This is a genomic window from Terrimonas rubra (assembly GCF_042686025.1).
Lineage (GTDB): Bacteria > Bacteroidota > Bacteroidia > Chitinophagales > Chitinophagaceae > Terrimonas > Terrimonas rubra.
The window spans coordinates 766,950-791,423 of record NZ_JBHUOZ010000003.1 but is presented as its reverse complement, the minus strand read 5'-3'; the positions used below and the strand labels follow the sequence as shown (position 1 = coordinate 791,423).

Genomic DNA, 24,474 nt, shown 5'->3' with positions numbered 1-24,474 from the left:
TTAACCAATCCAATATCAAATCCTGAAAACGCTGTTCATGATACACAGGTCATCATCCGGCAATAAAGGAGGAGCATGGGCCAGGTTGTCTATGTATATATCCCGGGAGGGAAATGTAGTTAATAAAAAGTCGATGGGAGCCGGTGGTAATACGGCAACAGGCGCACTGAAATTAAAAAGTGTGGCAAAAGCCTGTTGCTGATCGTTCTGGAGTTTTACCAGGTCTACCTGGTCGTGACAGCAGCCATGTGCTTCCTCCATACTCATACCGCAACGGCCACATTCATCAGGTGTATCACTGGCAAACCACTGTACCGAATCGAGGCGGTTCATGCAAAAGTGCTGACTGATCACTACCCCGTTGCTGACAGCAAGGTAACAAATGGCCAATATGAAAATGCTTAACTTTTTCATGAACATACCAAAGATACTATGATTTTACAATTTTCACAGTATTTAGCCTGAAAGGACAATTTTTTAGAAATCAGTTAACAAAACGCCATAGTAAACCCACCCTTAACAAAAAGCCCGGTGTAGGATAATTAACGGCTGCCAGGTTATTGTTGGTAAAGCCAAAACCCTGGGCCAGGCTTACCGTATTAAGGTTTTCGGCACGGGCATACACGGTCATTTTTTTAATGCGGAAGTTAACATAAGCCCCGATATCCGGCAGGTTTTTAATAGTAGTGGTATCCTGGTACTGAAACTTACCCAATACAGGTGAATAACCATCTGCTTTATACGGCGTGTGATAACGCATATCCAGCCCCAGTGCCAGGGCCAGGTTTTTAAAGCCCAGGCTACCCTCGTAACCAAAACGGTTGCGGGTAAATACCAGCGGTACATTTACCGGTGCATTGCCGATAACCTGTTGTACATACACATCGGTATGCCATTTCCAGGTTTTTTTGCGGCCAAAACTGAAAGATTTATTCAGTGATACCTGCAGTACATTAAAAGGGGTACCACTTTGCTCTAACTGGTTAAAGCCCGTCAGGTAGGTGTAGTTGGTTACCAGGTACAGGTGACCGGTTAACAGCAGGCCCAGTTTTACAGGATTTACCTGTGCGAAAATATGGGTGTTGTTTTCTTTACGGAAACCACCTGTCTGCAACAAGTTAAAATTACTCAGCGGGTTAAATAAAAAGGAAGGTGTGCGGTTGACATTTTCAAAGCCGATTTTTGCATATCCCAGTTTAGGACTTAAAAAGCCCAGCAAACTGATATAGGCCTGGTAATCGCCGGCATTGAGTCCTGCAAAATAAACCTTACCATTGGCTTCAATATCCCAACGCTGGTTTTTGGTTCGGTTACGGTATTCACCATACCCAATAATATTATAAAAACGTGATTTCCCGTTGCGGATATCCCCCACCAGGTTTTGCACCGACGCACCGATCTTAATGAACTGGTGCAGGTTTTTGGCATCAGGGAACTGGTAAATAGACAGGCTGTTGATAATATCACGCCAGCTGTCTTTGATGGATATGGTATCGCGATTGCTGTTTAAAGCAATATCATAAAAATCCCGGAGATAGGCAGAATCCTGTTGACTATCATAAAACTCGTAAGAGTAAGTATTATATTGTATGGTATGTTCAAAGCGTAAACGCGGGAAGAACAAAGGCACTACGCTGGAATCGGTAACCAGGGAATCCTTTTTACCAAGGTCGTACTGCTGGCGCATCATTGCCGTAAAGGTTTTGTATTTATTACCGGTTTTTATATTCTTGTTAAAGAAGTTGCCGCCGATAAATTCATTTTGCCCCCCGATCTGGGTGGGTATGCTAAAACGGTCTTTAAAATTCTGGTCATTTAAAAAATCGGCCGTATCCTGGATGCCTCCATTTTCAGATGCCAGGATATTGTTGGCCACGATAGCAAAGAAATTATGGTACCGTTTATTTACCGATTCGTAGTTAGAGCTTAACAGGTAATTATTATGCCCGTTTTTTTGCGCATTAAAATACCCGGGTGCGGTTAACATCCTGAACTGGCCCAGTACATTCCAGTTGGGCTTTATGTTCTGGGTATGTAAAAGTCCGATCTGCTGTTCCGATTTACTGGCCAGCATATAATATATTTCGGAGTAAGGGCGGGTAACCGTAAAAAAGCGAACATCGTTCAGGGTCCAGTTATACCGGTCGTAGGCATGAAAACCGGCATCCCAGCCGGCCTGCATCATGGGTGAAAATAAAATAGAACGGGTAGCCGAACCAATATTACCTAAATAAACATCCGTTGCCCGCAAAGGGAATATTTTAGGCATATCCGCCACCGAACTGTCCAGCCGGTTGGTACGGGTAGAGTCAAAATATTTGAAAGTGACCGTAATGGAGTCTTCATTGGCATCACGCCGCTGCAGGCTGTCCTTACCCCCGCCGCTTAAGGCGCCACCCAGGCTGCGCACCCTGTCCATGCCGCCACGCACCGGGTTGCCCCTTTGTGCTGATACAATGGACGATACCGCCAGTAAACCCACTAAGAATGTGTATGTAATTAATTTGTACAGATAAAATGTATTAAGCATTACTGTTGGCCGGTGTTTACAGCCGAAGCCGGGCTTCCATAACTGCAAAACTAACCTGGCAAAACATTGTAAAATGTTAAAGCGATGCAATTAGTTCCTTAAATATGACAGACAGTTTGGGCTCGGCCGCATGTGCCGCTTCCAATACCTCTTCGTGGGTGATCACATTATCATCTTCACGGATACCGATATCGGTGACAATGCTTACCGCAAATACCGCCAGTCCCATGTGGTTGGCCACAATGGTTTCCTGTACGGTGCTCATCCCTACCACATCGCCGCCCAATACCTGTATCATCCGGTATTCGGCCTTGGTTTCAAAGGTAGGACCGGTCACAGCCAGGTACACCCCTTCTTTTACATCAATATTATTGGCTTTGGCTATGGCTTTGGCCCGGGCGATGAGGGATTTTTTGTAGGGTTCGGTCATATCGGGGAAACGAGGCCCCCATGCTTCAATATTTTTACCCACCAGCGGGTTAGGCGTAAACTGGCTGATATGATCACGGATGATCATGATATCGCCTACATTATAACTGGTATTTACCCCACCAGCCGCATTGGACAGTAAGAGGGTTTCAATACCTAACAATTTCATCACACGGATAGGGAAAACCACTTCCTGGGCTGTGTATCCCTCATAAAAATGGAACCGGCCGGCCATGGCTACCACCGTTTTCCCGGATAATTTACCAAATATCAGCCTGCCTTTATGGCCCTGTACGGTAGACACGGGGAAATGAGGGATATCGCCGTAAGGCACTTCTTTTTCCACCTGTATCTGGGTAGAAAAATTACCCAGGCCACTGCCCAGCACCACCCCTACAGCGGGTGTTTCGGCATACTGCGATTTTAAATAAGCTACGGTCTCGTTCAGTTGTGCAATGATATCTGCTGCCATAATGGTAATAATAGGGAGCAAATATATAGAATATTAGGCCACGGGGAAGCGGAAAGCCGAAAGCTAAAAGCTAAAAGCAAAATGCTGAAAGAGGAAGGCTAAAGGCTGAGAATCTTAGTCGGAAAGACCGAATGTCAGGAAGTCTGGGAGTAGAATAGGCAATTGACAATGGACAATGGACAAGTGATAATTGAGCCGGAGTTCTCGGTTCTGAATCCTCACTTCTGAATTCTGAAGTCTGAAATCTGAAATCTGAAATCCCCAATCCTAAATCCCCTGCCCCTGGTCGGAATTCTGCCTACAATCACCTATATTTGCGACAAATTTTTTCATCCATGAATTTACACGAATACCAGGCCAAAGAACTATTAAAAAAGTACAATGTGCCCGTGCAGGACGGATATGCTTGCGGTACGGTACAGGAAGCGGAAGAAGCTTATCGTCAAATCAAGACACAATCGGGAAGCAAGTTTGCAGTTGTAAAAGCGCAGATACATGCCGGCGGTCGTGGTAAAGGTGCCATTAAAGAAAATGGCCTGAATGGTGTTAAAGTAGGTAAATCCTTAGAAGATATCCAGGAGTTTGCTACCAAATTATTAGGTGGTACCCTGGTAACCATACAAACCGGTCCTGCCGGTAAAGTGGTGAACAAGATCCTGGTTGCACAGGATATGTATTATGATGGTCCTTCTGAAAGACAAGAGTTTTACCTGTCTATTTTACTGGACAGGAGCAAAGGACAAAACGTGATCATGTACAGTACCGAAGGCGGTATGAACATTGAAGATGTGGCTCATGATACCCCTGAAAAAATATTTAAGGAGTGGGTACACCCCGGTGGTGGCCTGCAGCCTTTCCAGGCCCGCAAAATTGCCTTTAACTTAGGCTTAAGCGGTGAGGCTTTTAAAAACTGCGTAAAGTTTGTTACTAATTTATACAATGCTTATGTTGGTTTAGACTGCGCTATGCTGGAGATCAACCCATTATTTAAAGCGGCTGATGATAAGATCATTGCCGTTGACTGTAAACTGAGCCTGGATGATAATGCGTTAATGCGTCACCCGGATGTAGCAGCTTTACGTGATGTAACCGAAGAAGACCCTACAGAAGTAGAAGCAGGTAAATATAACCTGAACTTTGTAAAACTGGACGGTAACGTAGGTTGTATGGTAAATGGTGCCGGTTTGGCGATGGCTACCATGGACATGATCAAGTTAAGCGGTGGCGAGCCTGCCAACTTCCTGGACGTAGGTGGTACAGCCAATGCACAGACTGTGGAAGCGGGCTTTAAGATCATTATGAAGGACCCTGCTGTAAAAGCTATCCTGATCAATATTTTCGGTGGTATCGTTCGTTGCGACCGTGTGGCGGCCGGTGTTATTGATGCTTATAAAAACTTAGGCAATATCAATATCCCGATCATTGTACGTTTACAGGGTACCAATGCTGAGGAAGCTAAAAAGTTAATTGACGAAAGCGGTTTAAAAGTACAGTCGGCTATCCTGTTAAGTGAAGCAGCTGACCTGGTAAAACAAGCCGTAGCTTAATATTATTTTTGTATAGATGTGTTGGCCCCTGATCTTTATCGGGGGCTTTTTTATTTTAACAGGCAACTGTGTATATTTATGTATGGGGTTCATGAGTCAACAACATAAAATATACCTGGGGAATACCATTGCCATTCTTTGGGGCGGGATTATCGCGGCCGGTCTTGCTAATTTTAGTTTCTATTTTGGAGCGATGCTGATGTTTTCGGATGAGCATATACCAAAGGCACAATTATTCATCTCAGGAGTAATACTGTTTTTCGGGCCGATTACTTCGTCGTTCATAGCAGGCTATATAACAGCCAGAACAGGCATTAATAAAGAAAAGTTAATTGCTACGTTGTCCGGTATAATCCCTTTAATTGTTCTACTTGGTGGTATGGATTTAGATTTTGGTATTTTACTCACTCACATACATATAACATTAAGCTTATTGTTAATAATCCCTTGCGCCTGGTTAGGTGGTCATGTTTATACTAAATACAGGTTTTAAAACTTTACACCTTTATCGTCTTTCTCAATCCATCCGGAAACATAATTGTCACCAAGACTACAATTAGCAAAACATTAAACTCAACCCCGTTACTACCCCCTCCTACCACGTACCAGCCATGGGGCAGGTGTACCATAAATATGCCGGTGATCAATATGGCAATAGTAACCAGGCAGGCGGCTTTTACATATTTTTCCACCAATAAACAGATAGCAGCTATTACATGTGATATTTTAATGGCCCAGGCTAAAGGTAGCCCGATAGGCGCAAAGCCCACTTCGTTGAGGTAAAGGTTACCAAAGTCGTTTACGCCATTGTTAAACATACCGGCCATGCCGTGTATGAGTAAAATAATGGCGACAATTATTCTTAAAAGCAGTGTATTGTTGTTTCTCATCAGGAAGGTTTAATTGAGAAACGGAAATTACGGAAATATCAGGTTGATTTGGCAGCAATTATTAAAAGCCTATCCATACGTAAAATAAACCGTTGTAGCGCCTTTAGTTTTGGCATAGTTTACGAACCGTTTAAAACTGCGCAGATCCTGTCCAAAATTATTATTGATATAACCCTGGGTAGCTATTGCATTAAATTCAGCAAAATAGACTTTGGAATTAAGCGTATCGTATCCATGATCATCCAGTATCGCCGGCAGGTTTTCGATTACTGATAACTTATCAATAAGCCGGGTTAACAAATTTTCTACTTTACCTATATTACCAGTTACTTTGGCATTACTTTCACGGCATTCCTGTAAAATCTCCTGTCTTTCTTCTTCTGATTCAGCTGTTTCCAAGAGATACAGAAGCTCTTCATTATTTTCGTCCTTATATCGCTCCATTTCATAAAATGGAGTTATGTCTAAGGCCGTAATTTCGCCGATCTGGTCTAACTCAGGCAATCCCTCGCAGGCATTTTGTCTACACATAAAATTGCAGAAAGTCCTGCTAACAGAATAATTATCATTACCCGCATTTCTATCACTGTAAAATTGACTGTCAAAAACCTGGTCATGTTTATCTGTTAGTATTGCAATATCTAATCCCATAAAAATTAAACTATTAGTTTTTAACCAGATATCCAGCCATCTCCACCTGATATTCCTTTGCCACTTTATAAGCCTGCTCAGCAAAGTCTTCACCTTTACCCGCATAAATAATAGCCCGGCTGGCATTTACCAGTAAACCGATATCTTCGTTCATTGCTTTTTCAGATATTTCTTTCAGGCTTCCACCCTGTGCCCCTACTCCGGGTACAAGATAAAAATGATGTGGTGTAAGCTTGCGTATCTGCACAAACTGTTCGGCCTGTGTAGCGCCAATTACAAACATTAAATTATCGGGGCTGCCCCAGTTACTTACCGAGGTCAGTACTTTTTCGTATAAATGTTCATCGCTTTGTAAGGGCTGTAATTCAAAATCGCTGGCACCTTTGTTGGAAGTAAGGCCCAGCACAATGGCCCATTTACCGGCATGCTGCAGAAAAGGTTTTACACTGTCCTCTCCCATATAGGGCGCAACGGTTACCGAATCAAAAGGCATGGCCTCAAAGAAGGCCTTGGCATATTGATCGCTGGTATTACCAATATCACCACGCTTGGCATCGGCAATGGTAAAATGACTATTACCAATATAACGTACGGTTTTATCCAGGGCTATCCATCCTTTTACGCCCAGCGCTTCGTAGAAAGCCGTGTTTATTTTATAGGCCACACAAACATCCCTGGTAGCATCAATGATGGCTTTGTTAAAGGCAAAAACGGGATCTTCTTCCTGCAATAGGTGCTGCGGAATTTTTTCTATATCGGTATCCAAACCTACACATAAATACGATTGTCTTTCACGGATCAGTTGTACCAGTTGTTGCCTTGTCATAACTACGAAGATAAATGAGAATGTATGATTTAAGATTTGGGGATGTATGATTTTTCCCAACAAATTATCGCTAAAACAGGGTGGCTGTTATTTGCCTGATGATATTGCCGAATACCCATACTTCTTCATAGGTATTATACAAAGGCACAGGCGCCAGGCGGATCACATTCGGCTCCCGCCAGTCGGCTACCACCCCTTCGGCCATCAACGCATCAAATACTTTTTTCCCGTCCCTTAACATATGTATGGATACCTGGCAGCCTCTTTCCGCTTCGTTTGCCGGTGTAATGACTTCGATTATTTTTTCCGGCAGGCTGTTATTGATATCGGCTAAAATAAAATGCAGGAAGGCCGACATCTTTTCCCTTTTGGCATGCAGGTTATCAATACCCGCTTCTTCAAACAATTGTAAAGAGGCTTTGTGTATGGCCATGGATAATAAGGGACTGATACTCATCTGCCAGCCTTCCACAGTTGGAATGGCCTTAAATCCTTTATCCATTAAAAACCGGGTAGCTTTATCATAACCCCACCAGCCCGCCAGGCGCGGAAAAGCAGGGTCGGTAGCAAATTGTTCATGTACATATACACCACCAATAGCACCGGGACCGCTGTTTAAATATTTATACGTACACCAGGCGGCAAAATCAACTTCCCAGTTGTGCAATTGCAGGTTTACATTACCGGCAGCATGTGCCAGGTCGTAACCGGCATAAGCGCCCACCGAATGTGCAGCAGCTGTGATAGCCTGCAGGTCAAAGAACTGGCCGGTATAATAGTTTACCCCACCTATAAATACAACAGCAACCGATTCACCATGTTGTTGTATCAGCTCCACAATATCCTTGGTATGTATGATCTGCTCACCGGGTTTAGGCGCTATCTCTATAATAACATCTTCCGCTTTTAGTCCATGTAACTGCACCTGTGTTTCCAGGGCATACTGATCGGAAGGAAAAGCTTTGGCCTCACAAATAATTTTATACCGTGTAGCAGTAGGTTTATAAAAGCTGGCAAACAATAAATGAATATTGATGGTGAGCTGGTTCATGGCCACTACTTCATGCTCTTTAGCACCCATTAGTTTTGCGAGGGTTGGCGCTACTTCCAGGTGATAGTCCATCCAGGGATGACTACCACCAAAATAACCACCTACTGCCAGTGTTTCCCATTCCGCTAATGCCTGTAATACACCGTCCTTTACATTTTTAGGCTGCAGACCCAGTGAGTTGCCCGTAAAGTAAACAGCATCCTTTCCATTCCGTTGCGGAAAATGAAATCTTGAACGAAAAGACTTTAATATATCCTGTTGATCGAGTTGTTGTGCAAAGGCAAGCGTATTTTCAAAAGCCATCGTTGATATAGATTTTAGTATGTAGTATAAAGTATTTAGTATACAGCATTCGGAGTAAAGAAAGAGACTTAACTCCCGTTGAACATTATTAATTATTAACTGCTAATTATTCATTAACCATCATATGCTTCCTGTTTTGCCGCCATCAACCGGTATGCTTACCCCGTTTACATAAGAGGCAGCGGGTGAAGCCAGGAAGGCCACTACATTGGCCACTTCTTCCGGCTGGGCAAAACGTTTCATGGGTATTTCGTTCTTCATGCGGGCTTCTACGTGTTCGGCCGGTGTATGTGTATTTTCGGCTATATAGTTAATGAGGCCTGTGATACGGGCGGTATTGGTACTGCCGGGTAAAATATTATTAACGGTTATATTAAACTGCCCCAGTTCATTGGCCATTGTTTTGGCCCAGGATGCCACGGCACCACGGATGGTATTGGATACGCCCAGGTTAGCAATAGGTATTTTAACAGAGGTGGAGATGATATTGATGATACGGCCGTAATTGTCTTTTTTCATGCCCGGTACCACGGCAGTGGTGAGCAATTGGTTATTGACAATATGCTGCTGAAAAGCTTTTTCAAAACTCTCGGGTTTTGCCTCTGTAATAGGTCCGGCAGCAGGTCCGCCCGTATTGTTAATTAAAATATGAATGGTTGTTGTGGCCACACAGGCATCCACCACTTCCTTCACCTGTGCGGGGTTGGCAAAGTCGGCCACTAAATAACTATGTTGTTGCTGCTGGCTTGTATCAAGGGTTTGCACTACTGCTTTTAAGGCTTCTTCATTACGGGCCAGCAGTACACAGTTAGCCCCTAAAGCCGCCAGTGTTTGTGCAATGGCCAGGCCTATACCCTGGGTGCTGCCGCAAACAAGCGCCGTTTTATGCTGTAAGGAAATATTCATCTGTTTTACTTTATATGATTGAATTGATCCAAACCTACGTAAAAGCTGTAAACTATGACCGCTTATATTTTTTTACGTATTGCCATTTCCTTCGCGATGGCCTGTGCATTGGCATCCTGCTTATCAAGGTGCCGGATAATGTTATCATAACTTTCCGCATCACGGTTCTGGCTTAGTTTAAAAACATTATCCAGGGCCGTTACTTTTATTTCAACCCCAACAATAGCGGGCAATAGTTTACGGATATAATCATCCGGCAACTGGTCGTACGCTGCTTTTGATTGGGGATTGTTTTCAAAATGATCGGTGGTGCGGCGCAGTATATTTCTCAGTCCTTCCTCATCCATAAACTTGAGTTGCCCCCGGGCATGTACGCTGATATAGTTCCAGGTACTGGCAGATGGTGCATGTGTATACCAGGAAGCACTGACATACGAATGGGGGCCGGTAAATACCACCAGCGCTTCCGGGTTATTGACAAAAGCTTGATGGTGATCCGTGTTTTTCATGATATGACTGGTCAATACCAGTTCCCCCTCCACTTCATCAGTAAAGAAAGGCACCTGGGTAGCTGCAGGGATATTTTGATTACTCCCGATAAGCATGGCAAAGGGATTTGCCTGCATGAATGCTAGTACCTTGGTCCTGTCTTTTTCGGTATAGTAGGAGAAGCTGTACACGGGACAATTAGATAATTAGTTAATTAGATAATTTGGTAATGAATAAAGCAGAAAGCTAAAGGCTGAAAGCAGAATGCTTAACCCAAAAAGCTGAATGCGGCAGTACTGTACACTGTTGAATAGCATTGGTGCAGTACAAGTGTGCGACGCAAGGAACGATGCCAGGAACCATGCAGCCCGTTACCTAAAACTATTACAAGACTCCTGTATCGTTTTTTTCAGCTATGTTCTATACACTTTGCTTTACCTTATCGGCAAATTCCCTGAAAGCGGTTTTCACTATTTCATCGTTGCTCAGCATGACCGGTTTACCGGCATCGCCGCCTTCACGGATATTTTGTACAATAGGGATCTGGCCCAGGAAAGGTATTTCATATTCTTCTGCCAGGTTTTTACCCCCCTCTTTACCAAAAATATAGTATTTGTTATCGGGCAGTTCGGGTGGCGTAAAATAACTCATATTCTCTACCAGTCCCAATACTTTTACATTCAGTTGTGCCTGCCCGAACATGGCAATACCTTTTTTGGCATCGGCCAGGGCCACATCCTGCGGGGTGGACACGATCACAGCGCCATTTACAGGCACAGTTTGCATGAGTGTTAAATGAATGTCGCCGGTGCCGGGAGGCATATCAATGACCAGGTAATCCAGTTCGCCCCATTCCACATCGCTGATAAATTGTTTAATAGCGCTGCTGGCCATGGGGCCACGCCATACTACCGCGTTTTTTTCATCGACCAGTAAACCGATACTCATAAGGCTGATACCATATTTTTCCAGCGGTACGATCATGCCTTTACCGTTCACATCTTTCATCATAGGACGTTCGCCACGCACCCCAAACATAATGGGCACACTGGGTCCGTAAATATCGGCATCCATGAGGCCTACTTTGGCCCCGTTCTCCGATAAGGCAATGGCCAGGTTGGCGGCTACGGTACTTTTGCCCACACCGCCTTTACCACTGAATACGGCAATGATTTTTTTAACCTGGGGCAGTATTTTACGGGCCTGGGCCGTTTCGGGCTGTTCGGCCTGTTTGGCTGCAAAGTTCACCCGCACAATCACATCTTTATGTACCAGCTTTTTTAACGTGCCGATACATAACATTTTTAACTGGTCGCGGATCTCGGCCGACTGGCCGGCTACTGATAAGGTAAATGAAACATAATATTTCTCTACTACAATATCCTGCACCATATCCTCTGCTACAATATCTTTTCCGGTTTCGGGGTCCTGCACATTTTTGAGTGCATCCAGTATAATTTGCGAAGTAATTTCTGCCACGACTTTATTAAAGCTTATGTTAAAAAAATAGAATGATGCAAAGTTAAACATACAAACGGCTAATTTGTTGTCCGAAATCCACAACTTGTACTTAATTTTACTGTGTGAAGAAATATTTACAATACTTTTTAGTTACTGCTTTTTTAATCCCCGTTGCTGCCAAAGCGCAATTTGAAACGATCAGAGACTCTGTTGTTCAGCTATACGGTATAGTAATGACCTCCGACAGCCTGGTAGGCATACCGGCGGTAAGTGTAATGGTAAAAGGCCAGAACCGGGGTACCCTGACCAATAGTGAAGGTGTTTTTTCCATTGCCGTTTTAAAAGGCGACCAGATAGAGTTTTCGCACGTAAGTTATAAAAGCAAACTGGTGACCATTCCCCGGAATATTGAGGGCAACCAGTATAGTATGGTACAGTTGATGGTAAACGATACGGTGTACCTGCCGGCCACCATTATCAGGCCCCGGCCCACCCCGGAGCAGTTTGCCCGTGATTTTGTGAACACCAAAGTACCGGATGATGATATAGAAATAGCCCGGAAGAATACCGATATTGCTACGCGGAAAGTGTTGTTAAAGACCATGCCCGGCGACGGTGGCGAAGCTACCCGGATACAGTTTAATAAAGTGGCCAACCAGGCCCGTTACCAGGGACAAACGCCGCCCATGAACATATTTAACCCGGCTGCCTGGGCAGATTTTATACAATCCTGGAAAAGAGGGGATTATAAAAAACAATAATATGTAAATTCCTTATACAAGATCCCGCACTAACCTGCGGGATTTTTTATACTTCATCATAATTTTATATACGAATCAGTCCTTTTACCCCGTGAGTATTTATCTTAGACCCTTAAAACACTACCATGCGCCTGCTTTTTATTACTGCCCTGCTAACCTTATCGATTGCCAGCCTGGGGCAACAACAACAAATATTGAATGGCAATTTTGAACCTACTGACGGAAACGATTCCAGGTACCTGGCCATTACCGAGAAAAAGGATGGCAAATGGCACCGGGTATTGTATCTCCTGCACCAGACTACCGTTGCTATGCAGGGCTGGTACCTGGATGAAAAATGTACTATTGCTGACAGCTTACAGATCTGGTACCATGATAATAAAGCCGTTAGCAGTATTAAGGAATACAGGAACGGGGTAATGAATGGTACTACTCTGGAGTTTCATGATAATGGCATGATGAAAGACTCTGTTACCTATGAGAACGGGCGCCGTAAAGGCATCAGCCTTGGATGGGATAAGGACGGTTATATAAATGACAGTACCAGTTTTGACGGCCAGGGCAATGGTGTGCAAATGCATATGTATAGTGGCGGCGAAGGTAAAGTGTACAGTGCCGGCCGCTGGATACAGGACACCCTTAAAAACGGTCCCTGGAATTATTACCATAAAAACGGCACCGTAATGGCCAAAGAAATGTATAAGAACGGAAAGCTGGAAACCTGCAAGTGTTTTACCGAAACCGGGGAACCCATTGCCGATGAGTTATGCATAGAGAAGGAAGCCGAATTTAAAGGAGGCCAGGAGGGATGGGCCGCTTTTTTAAGAAAGAACCTGGATGCCAATGTACCGGTAAGGAAAGGCGCCCCTGTGGGCTACCACCGGGCCATGGCCCTGTTTGTGGTAGGTGCAGATGGAAGTATCAGCGATATAAAAATACTGCACGATCCCGGTTTTGGCATGGGGGCAGAGTTTATACGTATTCTTAAAAAATCGCCCAAGTGGGTGCCTGCACAACAATATGGCCGTAATGTAAAAGCGTATCGTAAACAACCTTTAACCTTCGTGGTACAATAATCACCGGCTTTTATTTTTTCTGTAAACAGAAACCAATATTTACAGAAGCATATCTGCCCGTATCGCTTACATTTGCAGCATAACAGATTGCTAAGAAAAAATAAAATTTATGATCGTTTCAGTAATAGGAGCCGGTACTATGGGTAACGGCATTGCCCACGTTTTTGCCCAGCATGGTTTTACCGTTAATTTAATTGATGTATCGGCCGCACAATTGGAAAAAGCTATTGCCACTATTGGTAAAAACCTGGACCGCCAGGTAAGTAAAGCCGCTATTACTGAAGAAATAAAAAACAATACCCTTGCTAATATTACCACCCATACAGGCTTTGAAGGCATTGGCAATTCAGGACTGGTAGTGGAAGCAGCGACAGAGAATACCGAACTGAAATTAAATATATTTAAACAGATAGATGCCGTTGCTCCCGCCGGCTGTATACTGGCTACCAATACATCCTCTATATCCATAACAAAAATTGCCTCGGTAACCGGCAGACCCGAATCGGTGATCGGCATGCATTTCATGAATCCCGTACCGGTAATGAAACTGGTAGAGATCATTAACGGTTATGCAACTGATAAAAAAGTAACTGAAACGATTGTTGCCTTAAGCAAACAATTAAACAAAGTGCCCTGCGTGGTAAACGATTATCCCGGCTTTATTGCCAACCGGATTTTAATGCCCATGATCAATGAAGCGATTTATAGCTTATACGAAGGTGTGGCCGGTCTGGAAGAAATTGATACCGTGATGAAGCTGGGCATGGCCCACCCTATGGGACCTTTGCAGCTAGCCGATTTTATTGGCCTGGACGTATGTCATGCTATTTTAAAAGTTTTACATGATGGTTTTGGCAACCCTAAATATGCGCCCTGTCCTTTGCTCACCAATATGGTAACCGCCAAAAAATTAGGTGTAAAATCCGGTGAAGGGTTTTATGTGCATACACCAGGGAGTAAAGAGTTAACAGTAAGTCCTGCATTTATAAAATAATCATTAATACCCATGAAACGGCTCTTCCCTCTTTTACTGCTGGCAGTAGTGGCAGCCTGTAACAATAAAAGCGAAACTTCAAGATCGCTGGCATTAGAGACCGGTACCCTGCTTGTAACACCTGTTACGCCCAATACCTTTACCCATACCAGTTACCTGCAAACGCAGGATTTTGGTAATGTGGCATGTAATGGTATGATTGTAACGGATAATAAGGAGGCTGTAATTTTTGATACGCCCACCGACGACAGTGTCTCCAATCAACTGATCAGCTGGCTCACGGATAGCCTGGGTTATACCATTATAGCCGTTGTAGCCACTCATTTCCATAATGACTGTTTAGGCGGTTTGAATGCTTTTCACCAGCATAAAATACCCTCTTATGCCAATGCGGCTACCATTACCCTGGCGGCAAGGGATAGTGTAACTATACCCCAAAACGCCATCAATGATTCTTTATGGCTGAATGTAGGCAATAAAAAAGTGCTGGCACGCTACTTTGGCCGTGGCCATACTTATGACAATATAGTGGGTTATTTTCCTGATGAAGCTGTTTTATTCGGCGGCTGCCTGGTCAAAGAAATTGATGCTTCCAAAGGTTATCTGGGTGATGCGGATACAACAGCATGGTCCGCTACCGTAAGGCAGGTAAAAGCTGCTTTCCCGGGTGTTAAAAAGGTTATTCCCGGGCATGGTGTTATTGGCGATGCCGCTTTGCTGGATTACACCATTCAATTATTCGATATAAAAAAATGATCCCTCTGCTACCCTTTTCGCCGGCTGAGATCATTATGCATTTCCCAGGAAGGCAGTTGCACTAGTTGCGATAACACCCCTTCATGATTATGCCAGCCCTGGGTTAAACTACCATTGGTAACTATGATAAAGGGCGCCGGCAGTACGATCTGGTAACGTAAAGCCTGGTGAAAGGCGCTTTCGCCGGCCAGCACTTCAGGCGCTTTACATTCCACTAACATCCAGGGTTTTGTATCTTTATCGTACACCAGTATATCAAAGCGTTTTTTCAGTGTACCCAGCTTTAATTCCTTTTCAATAGCGATCAGTTGAACGGGGTACAACATTTCCTTTACCAGGTACTGAACAAAGTTTTGGCGTACCCATTCTTCGGGGGTCAGCAGTATCCATTGTTTACGGATGGGATCAAATAAAAAGTCTTTGTTATTTTCGGTTTTAATGCGAAAATCAGGCTCCGGAAATTTTACCTTTATCATGAGTTCAAAAATAAAACATTATATTCGCCGATTAACCAAAATTTAAGCTGAAAGCTGAAAGCTGAAAGCTGAAAGCTGAAAGCTGAAAGCTGAACGCTGAACGCTGAAAGCTGAAAGCTGAACGCTGAAAGCTGAAAGCTGAACGCTGAAAGCTGAAAGCTGAACGCTGAAAGCTGAAGGCTGAAAGCCGGGAAGACGGAAAGACCGAAAGTCAGGAAGATAAATACAATAAGCAATAGGCAATAAACAAAGTTTGGAGCGATTGATCAACACCTAACCGGATCAAATAATTATTAATTATTAACTACTAATTATTAATCAAATATTCCATTGTCACTTGCCCCAAACTACTGACATAAAATAATAAGATTATGAAGACAAAAGAAGAAATAGTAAACAACTGGTTACCCAGGTACACCGGTGAAAAATTAGAGAACTTTGGTAAGTACATCCTGCTTACCAATTTTAGTAATTATGTAAAGCTGTTTGCCGAATGGCATGGCGTGGAAGTAATTGGCCTGGACCGCCCGATGCAATGTGCCACAGCAGATAATATTACCATTATTAATTTTGGTATGGGCAGCCCGGGTGCCGCTACCGTTATGGACCTTTTAAGTGCCATAGAGCCGGCAGCCGTTTTATTTTTAGGTAAATGTGGCGGGCTGAAAAAACGGAATAAGATCGGCGACCTTATTTTACCCATTGCAGCTATAAGGGGTGAGGGTACGTCTAACGACTATTTCCCCGCAGAAGTACCGGCCATGCCCGCCTTTGCTTTACAAAAAGCCGTATCAACCACCATTCGTGATTATGGTGTGGATTACTGGACCGGCACTGTTTACACCACCAACCGCCGTGTATGGGAACACGATGAAACATTTAAAGAGTACCTGCAGGATATCAGGGCCTATGCCATTGATATGGAAACAGCTACCATCTTTACTGTTGGCTTTTATAACAAAATACCAACCGGTGCATTATTGTTAGTGAGCGATTCGCCCATGATACCGGAAGGTGTAAAAACGGAAGAGAGTGATAAAAAAGTAACCGGTAACTTTGTAGAGAACCATATTAAGATCGGTATCGACTCTCTGAAACAACTGATCAATGATGGTCTTACAGTAAGACATTTACGTTTTTAAAACTTAATGTATGAAACTACTATCCTTATTAACAACAGTATTGCTGGTGAGCATTTTAAGCAGCTGTTCCGGCAGTAAAAAAAGTGGCTCGCAAACCTTAAAAGCCAGGCTGGAAGTACAGGGCATTTGCTCTAACTACACCATTAAATTATTAGAGGGCAACCTGGATAAAAGTTTAATAGAGGCCAACTGGACCGATGAAACAACCGGCACTGCCTATACCAATGTATTCGGGCTTGCCAATCCCTGTAACTTTCCTGCCAGCCTTAAAAAGGGCGATGAGTTTTATTTTGTCATAGATACCGGTAAACAACAGGATTGCGCCGTATGTATGGCATACTATCCTACGCCACAAAAAAAGTTATCGATAAAAGTACTGCCTAATCCATGATGCCATTACTGGCCATAGAGGACCTGTCCATTGCTTTTAAAAACGAAAGCGGGTTAACACCTGCTTTAAAAAACATTTCACTTACGGTGAACAGCGGGGAGATCGTTGCCCTGGTAGGAGAATCGGGATCCGGTAAATCCATCACCTCCTTATCGGTATTGCAACTGTTACCCTCACCGCCTGCTGTTTATACATCGGGGCAGATCTTATTCTCGCAGGACGGCAATACCTCCGTGAACATACTGACCCAAAGCCGGAAGGCACTGCAGCAGATCAGGGGCAATAAAATTGCCATGATCTTCCAGGAGCCCATGACCTCACTGAACCCGGTACATACCTGCGGGCAACAGGTAATGGAAGCCCTGCTTACCCACAAACAATTATCGGCAGCGGAAGCAAAGGCCAAAACCATTGCCTGGTTTGAGAAAGTAAAACTGCCCAACCCTGCGGCCATCTTTGACCGGTACCCGCACCAGTTAAGCGGTGGTCAAAAACAAAGGATAATGATCGCCATGGCCATGTGTTGCGAGCCGGCCTTACTGATTTGCGATGAACCCACTACGGCTTTAGATGTAACGGTACAGAAAACGATCCTTACCCTGATTAAGGAGCTGCAGCAACAGTTGAATATGGGTGTAATTTTCATTACCCATGACCTGGGTGTGGTAGCCGAAATAGCAGACAAGGCCATAGTGATGTACAAAGGGGAAATAGTAGAAGCGGCCCCGGTAAAACAATTATTTACGAGCCCCTCCCACCCTTATACCAAAGCATTACTGGCCTGCCGCCCGGTCAATCATCCGCGTGGTAAACGTTTACCGGTAGTGGCCGATTTCTGGCACCAGGGTAAAGCTATTACACCAATAGAGACAACTGAGGAGCCTGTCACTGCTCCCGCCCCGGTAAATGCCCATTTACCCCTGATCAGGGTTAGCAACCTATCGGTATGGTTCCCCGCCCAAAAAGCATTCTTTGGCAAACCCACGGCCTTTAACAAAGCCGTGGACAATGTGAGCTTTGACGTATACGAAGGCGAAACATTGGGGCTGGTAGGCGAAAGCGGCTGTGGTAAAACAACATTAGGCAGGACACTGTTACGCCTGATAGAACCCACTGCGGGAAGCATTACCTATAAAGACAGATCACTGCACAGTATTTCGACCCGGGATCTGCGCAGCATGCGTAAGGATATACAGATCATCTTCCAGGACCCCTACTCTTCGCTAAACCCACGTATCAGTATTGGTGAGGCGATAGCCGAACCGATAAAAGTACATGGCCTGGCAAAAACGGAGAAACAAAGAAAGGAATTAGTGGTAAACCTGTTAGAGAAGGTGAACCTGCACGCCGATCATTATAACCGTTACCCGCACGAATTTTCCGGTGGTCAGCGGCAACGTATTGTTATTGCAAGAGCCCTGGGCTTAAATCCTTCTTTTATCGTGTGTGATGAGTCGGTATCGGCCCTGGACGTAAGTGTGCAGGCCCAGGTATTGAACCTTTTATCCGATCTTAAAAAAGAATATGGATTTACGGTAATTTTTATTTCCCACGACTTATCGGTTGTTCACTATATCAGCGATCGTATCATGGTGATGAACAAGGGAAAGATTGAAGAGTGCGGCGAAGCCAGCCAGGTCTATCACCATCCCCAGCAAGCCTATACCCAACAACTGATAGCGGCCATTCCCAAAGGCATTGTATAAAAAAGCCCCTGCTGTAAACAAGGGCTTTCTGTTGATCAGTATTTAAGATTGAACTGTCCGTATTCCATTCCTGCATAATCATCGTTCATAAAGAAACGTGAACCGCTTTTTTGCAGGGCATATTTATATTTTTTCACTTCCTTTTCCAGTTGCTTTTGCAATGATTCCTCTGTTTCCTCTTTTAACTTAACATCGGTAAAGATGGCAAAACTGTAAGGGTTATTTCCATAAGAGTTAGCACCGCCATAGGTAAAAGAATATCTTTCTTCACTGGCCGATTTGATGATCTTTTCATCCATCAGTAAATTGTTGCCTTCTGTTGGCACCAGGCCCGTAGCAGCGATCTTCCATACCAGGTCATCCTTCTTGGTTTTGTATTTAAAGAAATAGATATATCCTTTGGCCTTGTCGGTTGCTGTTTCCATCTTTTGTATAAACACCAGGGTATCGGGGCGGTTATACCCGCTCCTGTTGGCCAGCAAACGGCTTTTTGCCAGGTCTGTCAGTGAAGCGTGTTCTTTAGGGAACAGGTCAGCTTTTTTCATGCGGGCCAGGTCCTTATACAGTTCATAACGATAATCATCCTGTTTGGCAAAATACGCCAGCAGGGTATCATCATAAGGCTTATTGTTCTTCATCAGTGCTTTCAGCGTATTATACTTCAGTCTTTTATCGCTCACTTTTTGTACATCGGCAAAATACTGTTTCACCGCAGCTTCCTTATCCCAATAAGGGAGTAAAAGCGTATTATACAATGCCAGGCGGCTGTTGCCTTTACCGTCAGTATCTCTATACCCGCCATAAGCCACAACTTCATCATCCTCGGCATCTTTCGCTTTTTCAATGGCTTTTCTTTTCTCACTTATCAATTGTTTTTTCAGTTCATGTCTGGCTTCCAGTAAAATTTTACTGTATTGCGATTTATAATCTTTCGTCCTGATCAAATTGCTATCCACTAACCTGGCTGTGAGCCTTAAAATGGTTTCCTTATAATCTTCCAGGTTGATCAACGGCAATAGTTTGGCATAAATTTTTTCCGTCAGCGCCAGTGTATCAAACAAATTATCCAGGAACATGCCATCAGCATAACTGCTTTGGTAGGAATAATCGTCATCATCATCATCTGCTACACTTACCGTTACAACAGGATAATCATAATCATTCCGGTATTTATTACTGAACTCTAAAACCGGTGGTTCGGCGGTAACAATATCACGGAAGGTGTTAAAGGAATATGCCGTTCCCTGCATCAGCAAAGCCTCCAGGGCCCGGTATTGCAGGTCCACCGTATCGCTGGTAGCATAGTATAATGTTTTTAAATAATCGGTTGCTTCTTTGGTAGGCACCTGTCTCAGCTTACTGATAAAGGCCGATTTGGTATCCATGTATTTTTTCTCCGTCCATTTCAGTGAGCTGATCGCTTTTTGTAAGTTAGGAAAATCGGCAACATCCATTTTTACCGAAGCAATATTGTTCACTGCCCTTTTCTTCACCACCGTATCCTGGCTAAAATAATCAGCAAAGAAAACCGGTCCTTTTTTTATGTAAGGATTATAACCCTTCAGCGTATCTGCCGGGGTAAAGCTGTCAAAAAAAGATCTCAGGAAAGTACTGGGACTGGTAAGTGAATCGGTCTGTGTAAAAATGGTAAAGGAGACACCTTCCTTGTAAAAGTTTTTATACCAGAACTGCCTGCTGCTTTTGGCATCGGCCAGTTTAAAGTCGGTCACTTTTGTTTGATCAGGTAATGTTTTTGTTTCTTTTTTCCTGACTATCCAGGTAGTATCTTTCATCATCCGCCCCATCTCACTGTCAATATCAGCGCTATCGGCTGTATAATAGTAACGTGGGTTTTTATAAAAGCTTACAAAAATCCTTTCGCCGGTAGAATCATTCTCCACTACGCTGCTGCGGTACACGCCATTCTCCAGCAGGCCATCTTCAGTTTCCTCTTCCTCTTTACCATATCTGCTGTATTTAGGTGCCGGAAGCTTTTCTTTTTTAGACTCGGGGAAAACAGGTGATTTCACGGTAAAGTACAGGGAGGTGTCCACCCTGTTGGTTGCTTCCTTATAAACAAAGGGTTTAATAGTAAAGGACTGGAAGAAGTCCTGCATTTGTGGAACTTCTTTTTTACCGGTTGCCAGTAAGGTATAATAATGCGGCCCCTGGATGATGTAACGGGTTTTATATACATTACCCTGTTTGCCTTTATACGTTCTTTCCATGGCCGGGTAATCGCCTACTTTTAAATACGTAGCCGCCGTAACAGCCGTATCAATGAAGGGAGAAGTAGCAAAACTTTCATCCATCAATGACAGGTCAAATTTATCATCACCTAAAAAATTGCCGTTGAATACATCAGTACGAATGATACTGTAACCCGTAGCTGTAGCGGAGTCAATGGCATCAAATAACCAGTTGTCCGTTTTTTTAGCATAGGGTGCATGGGGCATTTTTACACTAAACCCTCCGAATGCAGGTGTATAATTCACCCAGGTTTTACCGGCTGGCTTCAGTTGTATACTGTTAAAGAATTTATTGGCTTCCTCCCCTTTCTCCACGTAATCACCATTACCGCTTATTTTAAAAACGATCAGCTCGGTAGGGGTCATCACAATATTGTAACGTTGTGTATCACCACGTCTTGTTTTATTGGTAATATCCAATACCTGGTAACCATTTTTGATAATTGTTTTCTTTTGTATGATCCTGCCGGGTATGTTCTCATACAGCATACTATCCACCTTCTTCTGTACATCCTGTAATGAATGTCCCCACATCCAGCTATTGGTTTGCAAACGGGTTACCATGTAGTAACTGCCATTGGCCATATCAGCATACTGGCGCTGATCAAACATACCGTTCATAGATGGTGATTCAAACAATTTACCGGGCATTTCAACCGAGTATAAACCGTCTTCTGAACTTTGCTTGTTAAAAGTGACCGGCACCCTTATTTTATCCACTGCATTTTTATGTTCACTGTTACGGACACCCATTTTTATGGGACGAAGTGTATAACCCATTTCCCGCAACATTTCAATCACCCCACGCGGGCCAGGCAAATGGGCCGCCCCTACCCCTACAAATAATACGGCGCCTGTTTTAATGATGGAGTCAATATTATCGGCCTGTATCTCGTTTCTTTTGTATAAAAACTTTTCATCAAAGGCATCGGAGTAGCTGTTGAATTTATTGATAGAGTCCAGCAGATCAAGATCGCCACTCCGGTAAGCTTCCTGCAGTTTCATGGGCGACATATTGATGTCGTACTCATAACTGCGTTGTTTTTTATTCTTCTCTTTGGCAGCATCCGCATAAGCTTCCATCATCAGTTTCATGCTTTCGCCGTAATGCTCCACTCCTGCCACTTTTTTACCCCATTTTTTACCGCACTGGTAAATATACATATCCAGGTAAGTGTCCTCCTCAAAATCACTGGCATCATTGCCGTAACTGCGGTATAATAAGTTATTAATGATGGAGGGGCTGGAGGCCAAAGCCCAGGGGATCATTTTTTCGTATGCATCAAACTTCAGGGTACTGCTGGTCAGGTAATCACCAAAAGAAGCATTATAGCCCATTCTCCGCAGGTAATCATAACCCATATCATCCTGTTCGTATTTATCCATATCATCCTGCCAGGATTCGGGATTGGTTTCCAGCGCCACCACATCGGCATGTTTTATTCCCAGGTAGAATGAGTCGGACAGGTTAAAGGCAATTTTACTGCTTACGTGCATGGTACCAAACAGGTGTGAAGGCTTTTTAAGTCCGTTCCCGGATATTTCCCATAATAAACTCGGATATTTTTTTTGAGTGGTTATTTGTGCAGACAACCCGGTAAGAAAAAACAAGACAACTGCAAGTACGGCTAAACGCTTCAATATCATACAAAAGATAAGTTTGGTGGACAATAGTAAAAATAAGATGTCTTTATTACAATTTTACATATTTAACAATCATTCTGGCTTAAAATGAGAATGGTTTTACCGTGAAGGGTTCAGTTGACAATGGACAGTTGACAAGTGACAAGTGACAATGAACAATGGACAGTTGACAATGCTTAACAGCCGTAAGCAATTTGCAATTGACAATAATTCCTTCCTGACTTACGGACTTCCGGTCTTTCCGACTTCCTGACTTCCGGACTTCTGATCCCTGGCCTGCTTCTCAATACTAAACGCATAATAATCAATAAATTAGTAATAAATTATAGAAAAATTGCGTAGGCTATTAAAAATTACGTACTTTTTATAAAGTTTTGTACCTTTGCACACTTTCGTTAGCTATAAAAGGTTAACAAAACTGACAAGCCCGGTGCCGTAAGACCGGGGATTGCCTTTCTTCCTCTTGGTTGTAGTTATATGCCCTGCGCACAACAATCACCTGTGATAAAGACCATCTCCTGCACTAGTTTACCGGTAACTTTTCAGCAAGCTATTTAGAATAAAAATTATAATTACCGCATGAAGCTTTCACAATTTCGCTTTGATCTACCCTTAAACCTTATTGCACAGACTCCTACTAAAAAACGTGAAGATGCTCGTATGATGGTGGTTCACCGCCATACCGGACAAATTGAAAATAAATACTTCCGCGATATCCAGGATTATTTTGACGATAAGGATGTATTTGTAGTAAATAACACCAAAGTATTCCCTGCCCGTATGTACGGCCGCAAAGAAAAAACAGGTGCTAAGATCGAAGTTTTTTTATTGCGTGAATTAAACCGCCCCAACCGTTTATGGGACGTAATTGTTGACCCTGCCCGTAAGATACGTGTAGGTAATAAATTGTATTTCGGTGACCAGGAAGATCTGGTAGCAGAAGTAATTGATAATACCACCAGCCGTGGCCGTACCATCCGTTTTTTATGGGAAGGCAGCGAGGAGGAATTCCGTGCGCAACTGGAAAAATTAGGCGAAACACCTTTACCCAAATATATCAAACGCAAACCGGACGAAGAGGATAAAGAGCGTTACCAGACCGTATACGCCAAACACGAAGGTGCGGTTGCCGCTCCTACTGCCGGCTTACACTTCAGCCGCGAGCTGATCAAGCGTTTAGAGATCAAAGGTATCCGCTTTGCCGAGATCACCCTGCATACCGGCCTGGGTACTTTCCGCCCTATTGAGGTGGAAGACCTGAGCAAACATAAAATGGATGCCGAGTACTACCGTATTGATGAAACCGCCTGCAAAATTGTAAACAAAGCCAAAGAGTATGGTCACCGTATCTGCTCTATCGGTACTACAACCATGCGTGGTATGGAATCGTCATTCACCGCACAAAAATTATTAAAACCTTCAGAAGGCTGGACCAATATGTTCATTCACCCGCCTTACGAGTTTAATATTGCCGACTCACTGGTGACTAACTTCCACCTGCCAAAAACAAGTTTACTGATCATGACCTGTGCTTTTGCCGGTTACGAACTGGCCATGGAAGCTTATAAAAAGGCCATTAAAGACAAATACCGTTTCTTCAGTTACGGTGACGCCTTATTGGTTATCTAATCAAACACGAGTTTACCGATACCAGAACCGCTGCCTTGGCAGCGGTTTTTTTATTGCACCAGTCCGGTTCAAAATTTGTAGCTTGTATATCATTA

Annotated in this window: 22 protein-coding genes; 10 read left to right on the top strand and 12 right to left on the bottom strand. The window is 43.6% G+C overall.

Translation table 11 applies throughout. The annotated features are described in order from the left end of the window. Window positions 1-15: 15 nt before the first annotated feature. The 3 genes from ACFS6H_RS12675 to ACFS6H_RS12665 all read right to left on the bottom strand — a co-directional run bounded on the left by ACFS6H_RS12675 (window position 16) and on the right by ACFS6H_RS12665 (window position 3,431). Entirely contained in the window at window positions 16-414 is a 399-nt protein-coding gene (locus tag ACFS6H_RS12675) for an HYC_CC_PP family protein (RefSeq protein WP_386099187.1), read from the bottom strand. Between the two features lie 70 nt (window positions 415-484). Continuing rightward, window positions 485-2,530 carry a putative porin gene (locus tag ACFS6H_RS12670; RefSeq protein WP_386099184.1) on the bottom strand — a complete coding sequence of 682 codons (2,046 nt, stop codon included), beginning with the start codon at window positions 2,528-2,530 and terminating at the stop codon, window positions 485-487. A gap of 76 nt (window positions 2,531-2,606) precedes the next feature. Then, entirely contained in the window at window positions 2,607-3,431 is an 825-nt protein-coding gene (locus ACFS6H_RS12665) for a purine-nucleoside phosphorylase (protein ID WP_386099181.1), read from the bottom strand. Between the two features lie 335 nt (window positions 3,432-3,766). Between ACFS6H_RS12665 and sucC the strand changes: the two genes are divergently transcribed. Then, window positions 3,767-4,978: an ADP-forming succinate--CoA ligase subunit beta gene (gene sucC / locus ACFS6H_RS12660; RefSeq protein WP_386099178.1), complete on the top strand. Its 1,212-nt coding sequence runs from the start codon at window positions 3,767-3,769 to the stop codon at window positions 4,976-4,978. Between the two features lie 91 nt (window positions 4,979-5,069). Further along, window positions 5,070-5,471 (top strand): hypothetical protein, encoded by a 402-nt coding sequence (locus tag ACFS6H_RS12655; RefSeq protein ID WP_386099175.1) that lies wholly within the window; start codon window positions 5,070-5,072, stop codon window positions 5,469-5,471. A gap of 4 nt (window positions 5,472-5,475) precedes the next feature. Here ACFS6H_RS12655 and ACFS6H_RS12650 read toward each other — a convergent pair whose 3' ends face one another. From ACFS6H_RS12650 to ACFS6H_RS12620, 7 genes are all read right to left on the bottom strand, one after another. Then, a complete protein-coding gene (locus ACFS6H_RS12650) occupies window positions 5,476-5,868 on the bottom strand; it encodes a DoxX family protein (protein WP_386099172.1) in 393 nt (130 codons plus the stop codon). A gap of 69 nt (window positions 5,869-5,937) precedes the next feature. Beyond that, a complete protein-coding gene (locus ACFS6H_RS12645) occupies window positions 5,938-6,519 on the bottom strand; it encodes a hypothetical protein (protein ID WP_386099169.1) in 582 nt (193 codons plus the stop codon). A 13-nt stretch (window positions 6,520-6,532) separates the two neighbouring features. Continuing rightward, window positions 6,533-7,345: an orotidine-5'-phosphate decarboxylase gene (gene pyrF, locus ACFS6H_RS12640; RefSeq protein WP_386099166.1), complete on the bottom strand. Its 813-nt coding sequence runs from the start codon at window positions 7,343-7,345 to the stop codon at window positions 6,533-6,535. 70 nt (window positions 7,346-7,415) lie between these two features. After that, the gene (kynU, locus tag ACFS6H_RS12635; RefSeq protein WP_386099163.1) at window positions 7,416-8,699 is read right to left on the bottom strand and encodes a kynureninase; all 1,284 of its coding nucleotides are present in this window, start codon (window positions 8,697-8,699) and stop codon (window positions 7,416-7,418) included. A 120-nt stretch (window positions 8,700-8,819) separates the two neighbouring features. After that, on the bottom strand, window positions 8,820-9,605 hold the full coding sequence (locus ACFS6H_RS12630) for an SDR family oxidoreductase (RefSeq protein WP_386099160.1): 786 nt from the start codon (window positions 9,603-9,605) through the stop codon (window positions 8,820-8,822). A 62-nt stretch (window positions 9,606-9,667) separates the two neighbouring features. Then, window positions 9,668-10,285, bottom strand: a complete 618-nt coding sequence (locus ACFS6H_RS12625) for an FMN-binding negative transcriptional regulator (RefSeq protein WP_386099157.1) — start codon at window positions 10,283-10,285, stop codon at window positions 9,668-9,670. A 229-nt stretch (window positions 10,286-10,514) separates the two neighbouring features. Next, complete coding sequence (locus ACFS6H_RS12620; protein WP_386099154.1) at window positions 10,515-11,573, bottom strand: Mrp/NBP35 family ATP-binding protein; 1,059 nt, start codon at window positions 11,571-11,573, stop codon at window positions 10,515-10,517. A 104-nt stretch (window positions 11,574-11,677) separates the two neighbouring features. On the opposite strand from ACFS6H_RS12620, the gene ACFS6H_RS12615 reads away from it, so the two are divergent. From ACFS6H_RS12615 to bla, 4 genes are all read left to right on the top strand, one after another. Further along, the gene (locus ACFS6H_RS12615) at window positions 11,678-12,316 is read left to right on the top strand and encodes a carboxypeptidase-like regulatory domain-containing protein (RefSeq protein WP_386099151.1); all 639 of its coding nucleotides are present in this window, start codon (window positions 11,678-11,680) and stop codon (window positions 12,314-12,316) included. Between the two features lie 125 nt (window positions 12,317-12,441). After that, window positions 12,442-13,392: a hypothetical protein gene (locus ACFS6H_RS12610; RefSeq protein ID WP_386099148.1), complete on the top strand. Its 951-nt coding sequence runs from the start codon at window positions 12,442-12,444 to the stop codon at window positions 13,390-13,392. Window positions 13,393-13,501: 109 nt separating this feature from the next. Then, window positions 13,502-14,386 (top strand): 3-hydroxyacyl-CoA dehydrogenase family protein, encoded by an 885-nt coding sequence (locus ACFS6H_RS12605; RefSeq protein ID WP_386099145.1) that lies wholly within the window; start codon window positions 13,502-13,504, stop codon window positions 14,384-14,386. 12 nt (window positions 14,387-14,398) lie between these two features. Beyond that, on the top strand, window positions 14,399-15,142 hold the full coding sequence (gene bla, locus ACFS6H_RS12600) for a subclass B1 metallo-beta-lactamase (protein WP_386099142.1): 744 nt from the start codon (window positions 14,399-14,401) through the stop codon (window positions 15,140-15,142). A gap of 8 nt (window positions 15,143-15,150) precedes the next feature. Here bla and ACFS6H_RS12595 read toward each other — a convergent pair whose 3' ends face one another. After that, a complete protein-coding gene (locus ACFS6H_RS12595; protein WP_386099139.1) occupies window positions 15,151-15,618 on the bottom strand; it encodes a type I restriction enzyme HsdR N-terminal domain-containing protein in 468 nt (155 codons plus the stop codon). Between the two features lie 371 nt (window positions 15,619-15,989). Here ACFS6H_RS12595 and ACFS6H_RS12590 point away from each other — a divergent pair, with 371 nt between their 5' ends. The 3 genes from ACFS6H_RS12590 to ACFS6H_RS12580 are packed head-to-tail and all read left to right on the top strand — an operon-like array spanning window position 15,990 to window position 18,857. After that, window positions 15,990-16,760: an AMP nucleosidase gene (locus tag ACFS6H_RS12590; RefSeq protein WP_386099136.1), complete on the top strand. Its 771-nt coding sequence runs from the start codon at window positions 15,990-15,992 to the stop codon at window positions 16,758-16,760. Between the two features lie 10 nt (window positions 16,761-16,770). Next, entirely contained in the window at window positions 16,771-17,151 is a 381-nt protein-coding gene (locus ACFS6H_RS12585; protein WP_386099133.1) for a hypothetical protein, read from the top strand. After that, window positions 17,148-18,857, top strand: a complete 1,710-nt coding sequence (locus ACFS6H_RS12580) for an ABC transporter ATP-binding protein (RefSeq protein ID WP_386099130.1) — start codon at window positions 17,148-17,150, stop codon at window positions 18,855-18,857. Before ACFS6H_RS12585 ends, ACFS6H_RS12580 begins: the two co-directional genes overlap by 4 nt. Before the next feature lie 35 nt (window positions 18,858-18,892). Here the strand turns inward: ACFS6H_RS12580 and ACFS6H_RS12575 are convergent, their stop codons facing one another. Beyond that, window positions 18,893-22,753, bottom strand: coding sequence for a TraB/GumN family protein (locus tag ACFS6H_RS12575; protein ID WP_386099127.1), 3,861 nt, complete (start codon window positions 22,751-22,753; stop codon window positions 18,893-18,895). A gap of 576 nt (window positions 22,754-23,329) precedes the next feature. On the opposite strand from ACFS6H_RS12575, the gene queA reads away from it, so the two are divergent. Then, complete coding sequence (queA, locus tag ACFS6H_RS12570) at window positions 23,330-24,379, top strand: tRNA preQ1(34) S-adenosylmethionine ribosyltransferase-isomerase QueA (RefSeq protein WP_386099124.1); 1,050 nt, start codon at window positions 23,330-23,332, stop codon at window positions 24,377-24,379. Window positions 24,380-24,474 lie beyond the last annotated feature (95 nt).

Excerpts from the sequence above, each read along its gene's own strand:
- ACFS6H_RS12675 (WP_386099187.1), bottom strand. The coding sequence starts at position 414 with ATGAAAAAGTTAAGCATTTTCATATTGGCCATTTGTTACCTTGCTGTC.
- ACFS6H_RS12670 (WP_386099184.1), bottom strand. The coding sequence starts at position 2,530 with ATGCTTAATACATTTTATCTGTACAAATTAATTACATACACATTCTTA.
- ACFS6H_RS12665 (WP_386099181.1), bottom strand. The coding sequence starts at position 3,431 with ATGGCAGCAGATATCATTGCACAACTGAACGAGACCGTAGCTTATTTA.
- sucC (WP_386099178.1), top strand. The coding sequence starts at position 3,767 with ATGAATTTACACGAATACCAGGCCAAAGAACTATTAAAAAAGTACAAT.
- ACFS6H_RS12655 (WP_386099175.1), top strand. The coding sequence starts at position 5,070 with ATGAGTCAACAACATAAAATATACCTGGGGAATACCATTGCCATTCTT.
- ACFS6H_RS12650 (WP_386099172.1), bottom strand. The coding sequence starts at position 5,868 with ATGAGAAACAACAATACACTGCTTTTAAGAATAATTGTCGCCATTATT.
- ACFS6H_RS12645 (WP_386099169.1), bottom strand. The coding sequence starts at position 6,519 with ATGGGATTAGATATTGCAATACTAACAGATAAACATGACCAGGTTTTT.
- pyrF (WP_386099166.1), bottom strand. The coding sequence starts at position 7,345 with ATGACAAGGCAACAACTGGTACAACTGATCCGTGAAAGACAATCGTAT.
- kynU (WP_386099163.1), bottom strand. The coding sequence starts at position 8,699 with ATGGCTTTTGAAAATACGCTTGCCTTTGCACAACAACTCGATCAACAG.
- ACFS6H_RS12630 (WP_386099160.1), bottom strand. The coding sequence starts at position 9,605 with ATGAATATTTCCTTACAGCATAAAACGGCGCTTGTTTGCGGCAGCACC.
- ACFS6H_RS12610 (WP_386099148.1), top strand. The coding sequence starts at position 12,442 with ATGCGCCTGCTTTTTATTACTGCCCTGCTAACCTTATCGATTGCCAGC.
- ACFS6H_RS12605 (WP_386099145.1), top strand. The coding sequence starts at position 13,502 with ATGATCGTTTCAGTAATAGGAGCCGGTACTATGGGTAACGGCATTGCC.
- bla (WP_386099142.1), top strand. The coding sequence starts at position 14,399 with ATGAAACGGCTCTTCCCTCTTTTACTGCTGGCAGTAGTGGCAGCCTGT.
- ACFS6H_RS12595 (WP_386099139.1), bottom strand. The coding sequence starts at position 15,618 with ATGATAAAGGTAAAATTTCCGGAGCCTGATTTTCGCATTAAAACCGAA.
- ACFS6H_RS12590 (WP_386099136.1), top strand. The coding sequence starts at position 15,990 with ATGAAGACAAAAGAAGAAATAGTAAACAACTGGTTACCCAGGTACACC.
- ACFS6H_RS12585 (WP_386099133.1), top strand. The coding sequence starts at position 16,771 with ATGAAACTACTATCCTTATTAACAACAGTATTGCTGGTGAGCATTTTA.
- ACFS6H_RS12580 (WP_386099130.1), top strand. The coding sequence starts at position 17,148 with ATGATGCCATTACTGGCCATAGAGGACCTGTCCATTGCTTTTAAAAAC.
- ACFS6H_RS12575 (WP_386099127.1), bottom strand. The coding sequence starts at position 22,753 with ATGATATTGAAGCGTTTAGCCGTACTTGCAGTTGTCTTGTTTTTTCTT.
- queA (WP_386099124.1), top strand. The coding sequence starts at position 23,330 with ATGAAGCTTTCACAATTTCGCTTTGATCTACCCTTAAACCTTATTGCA.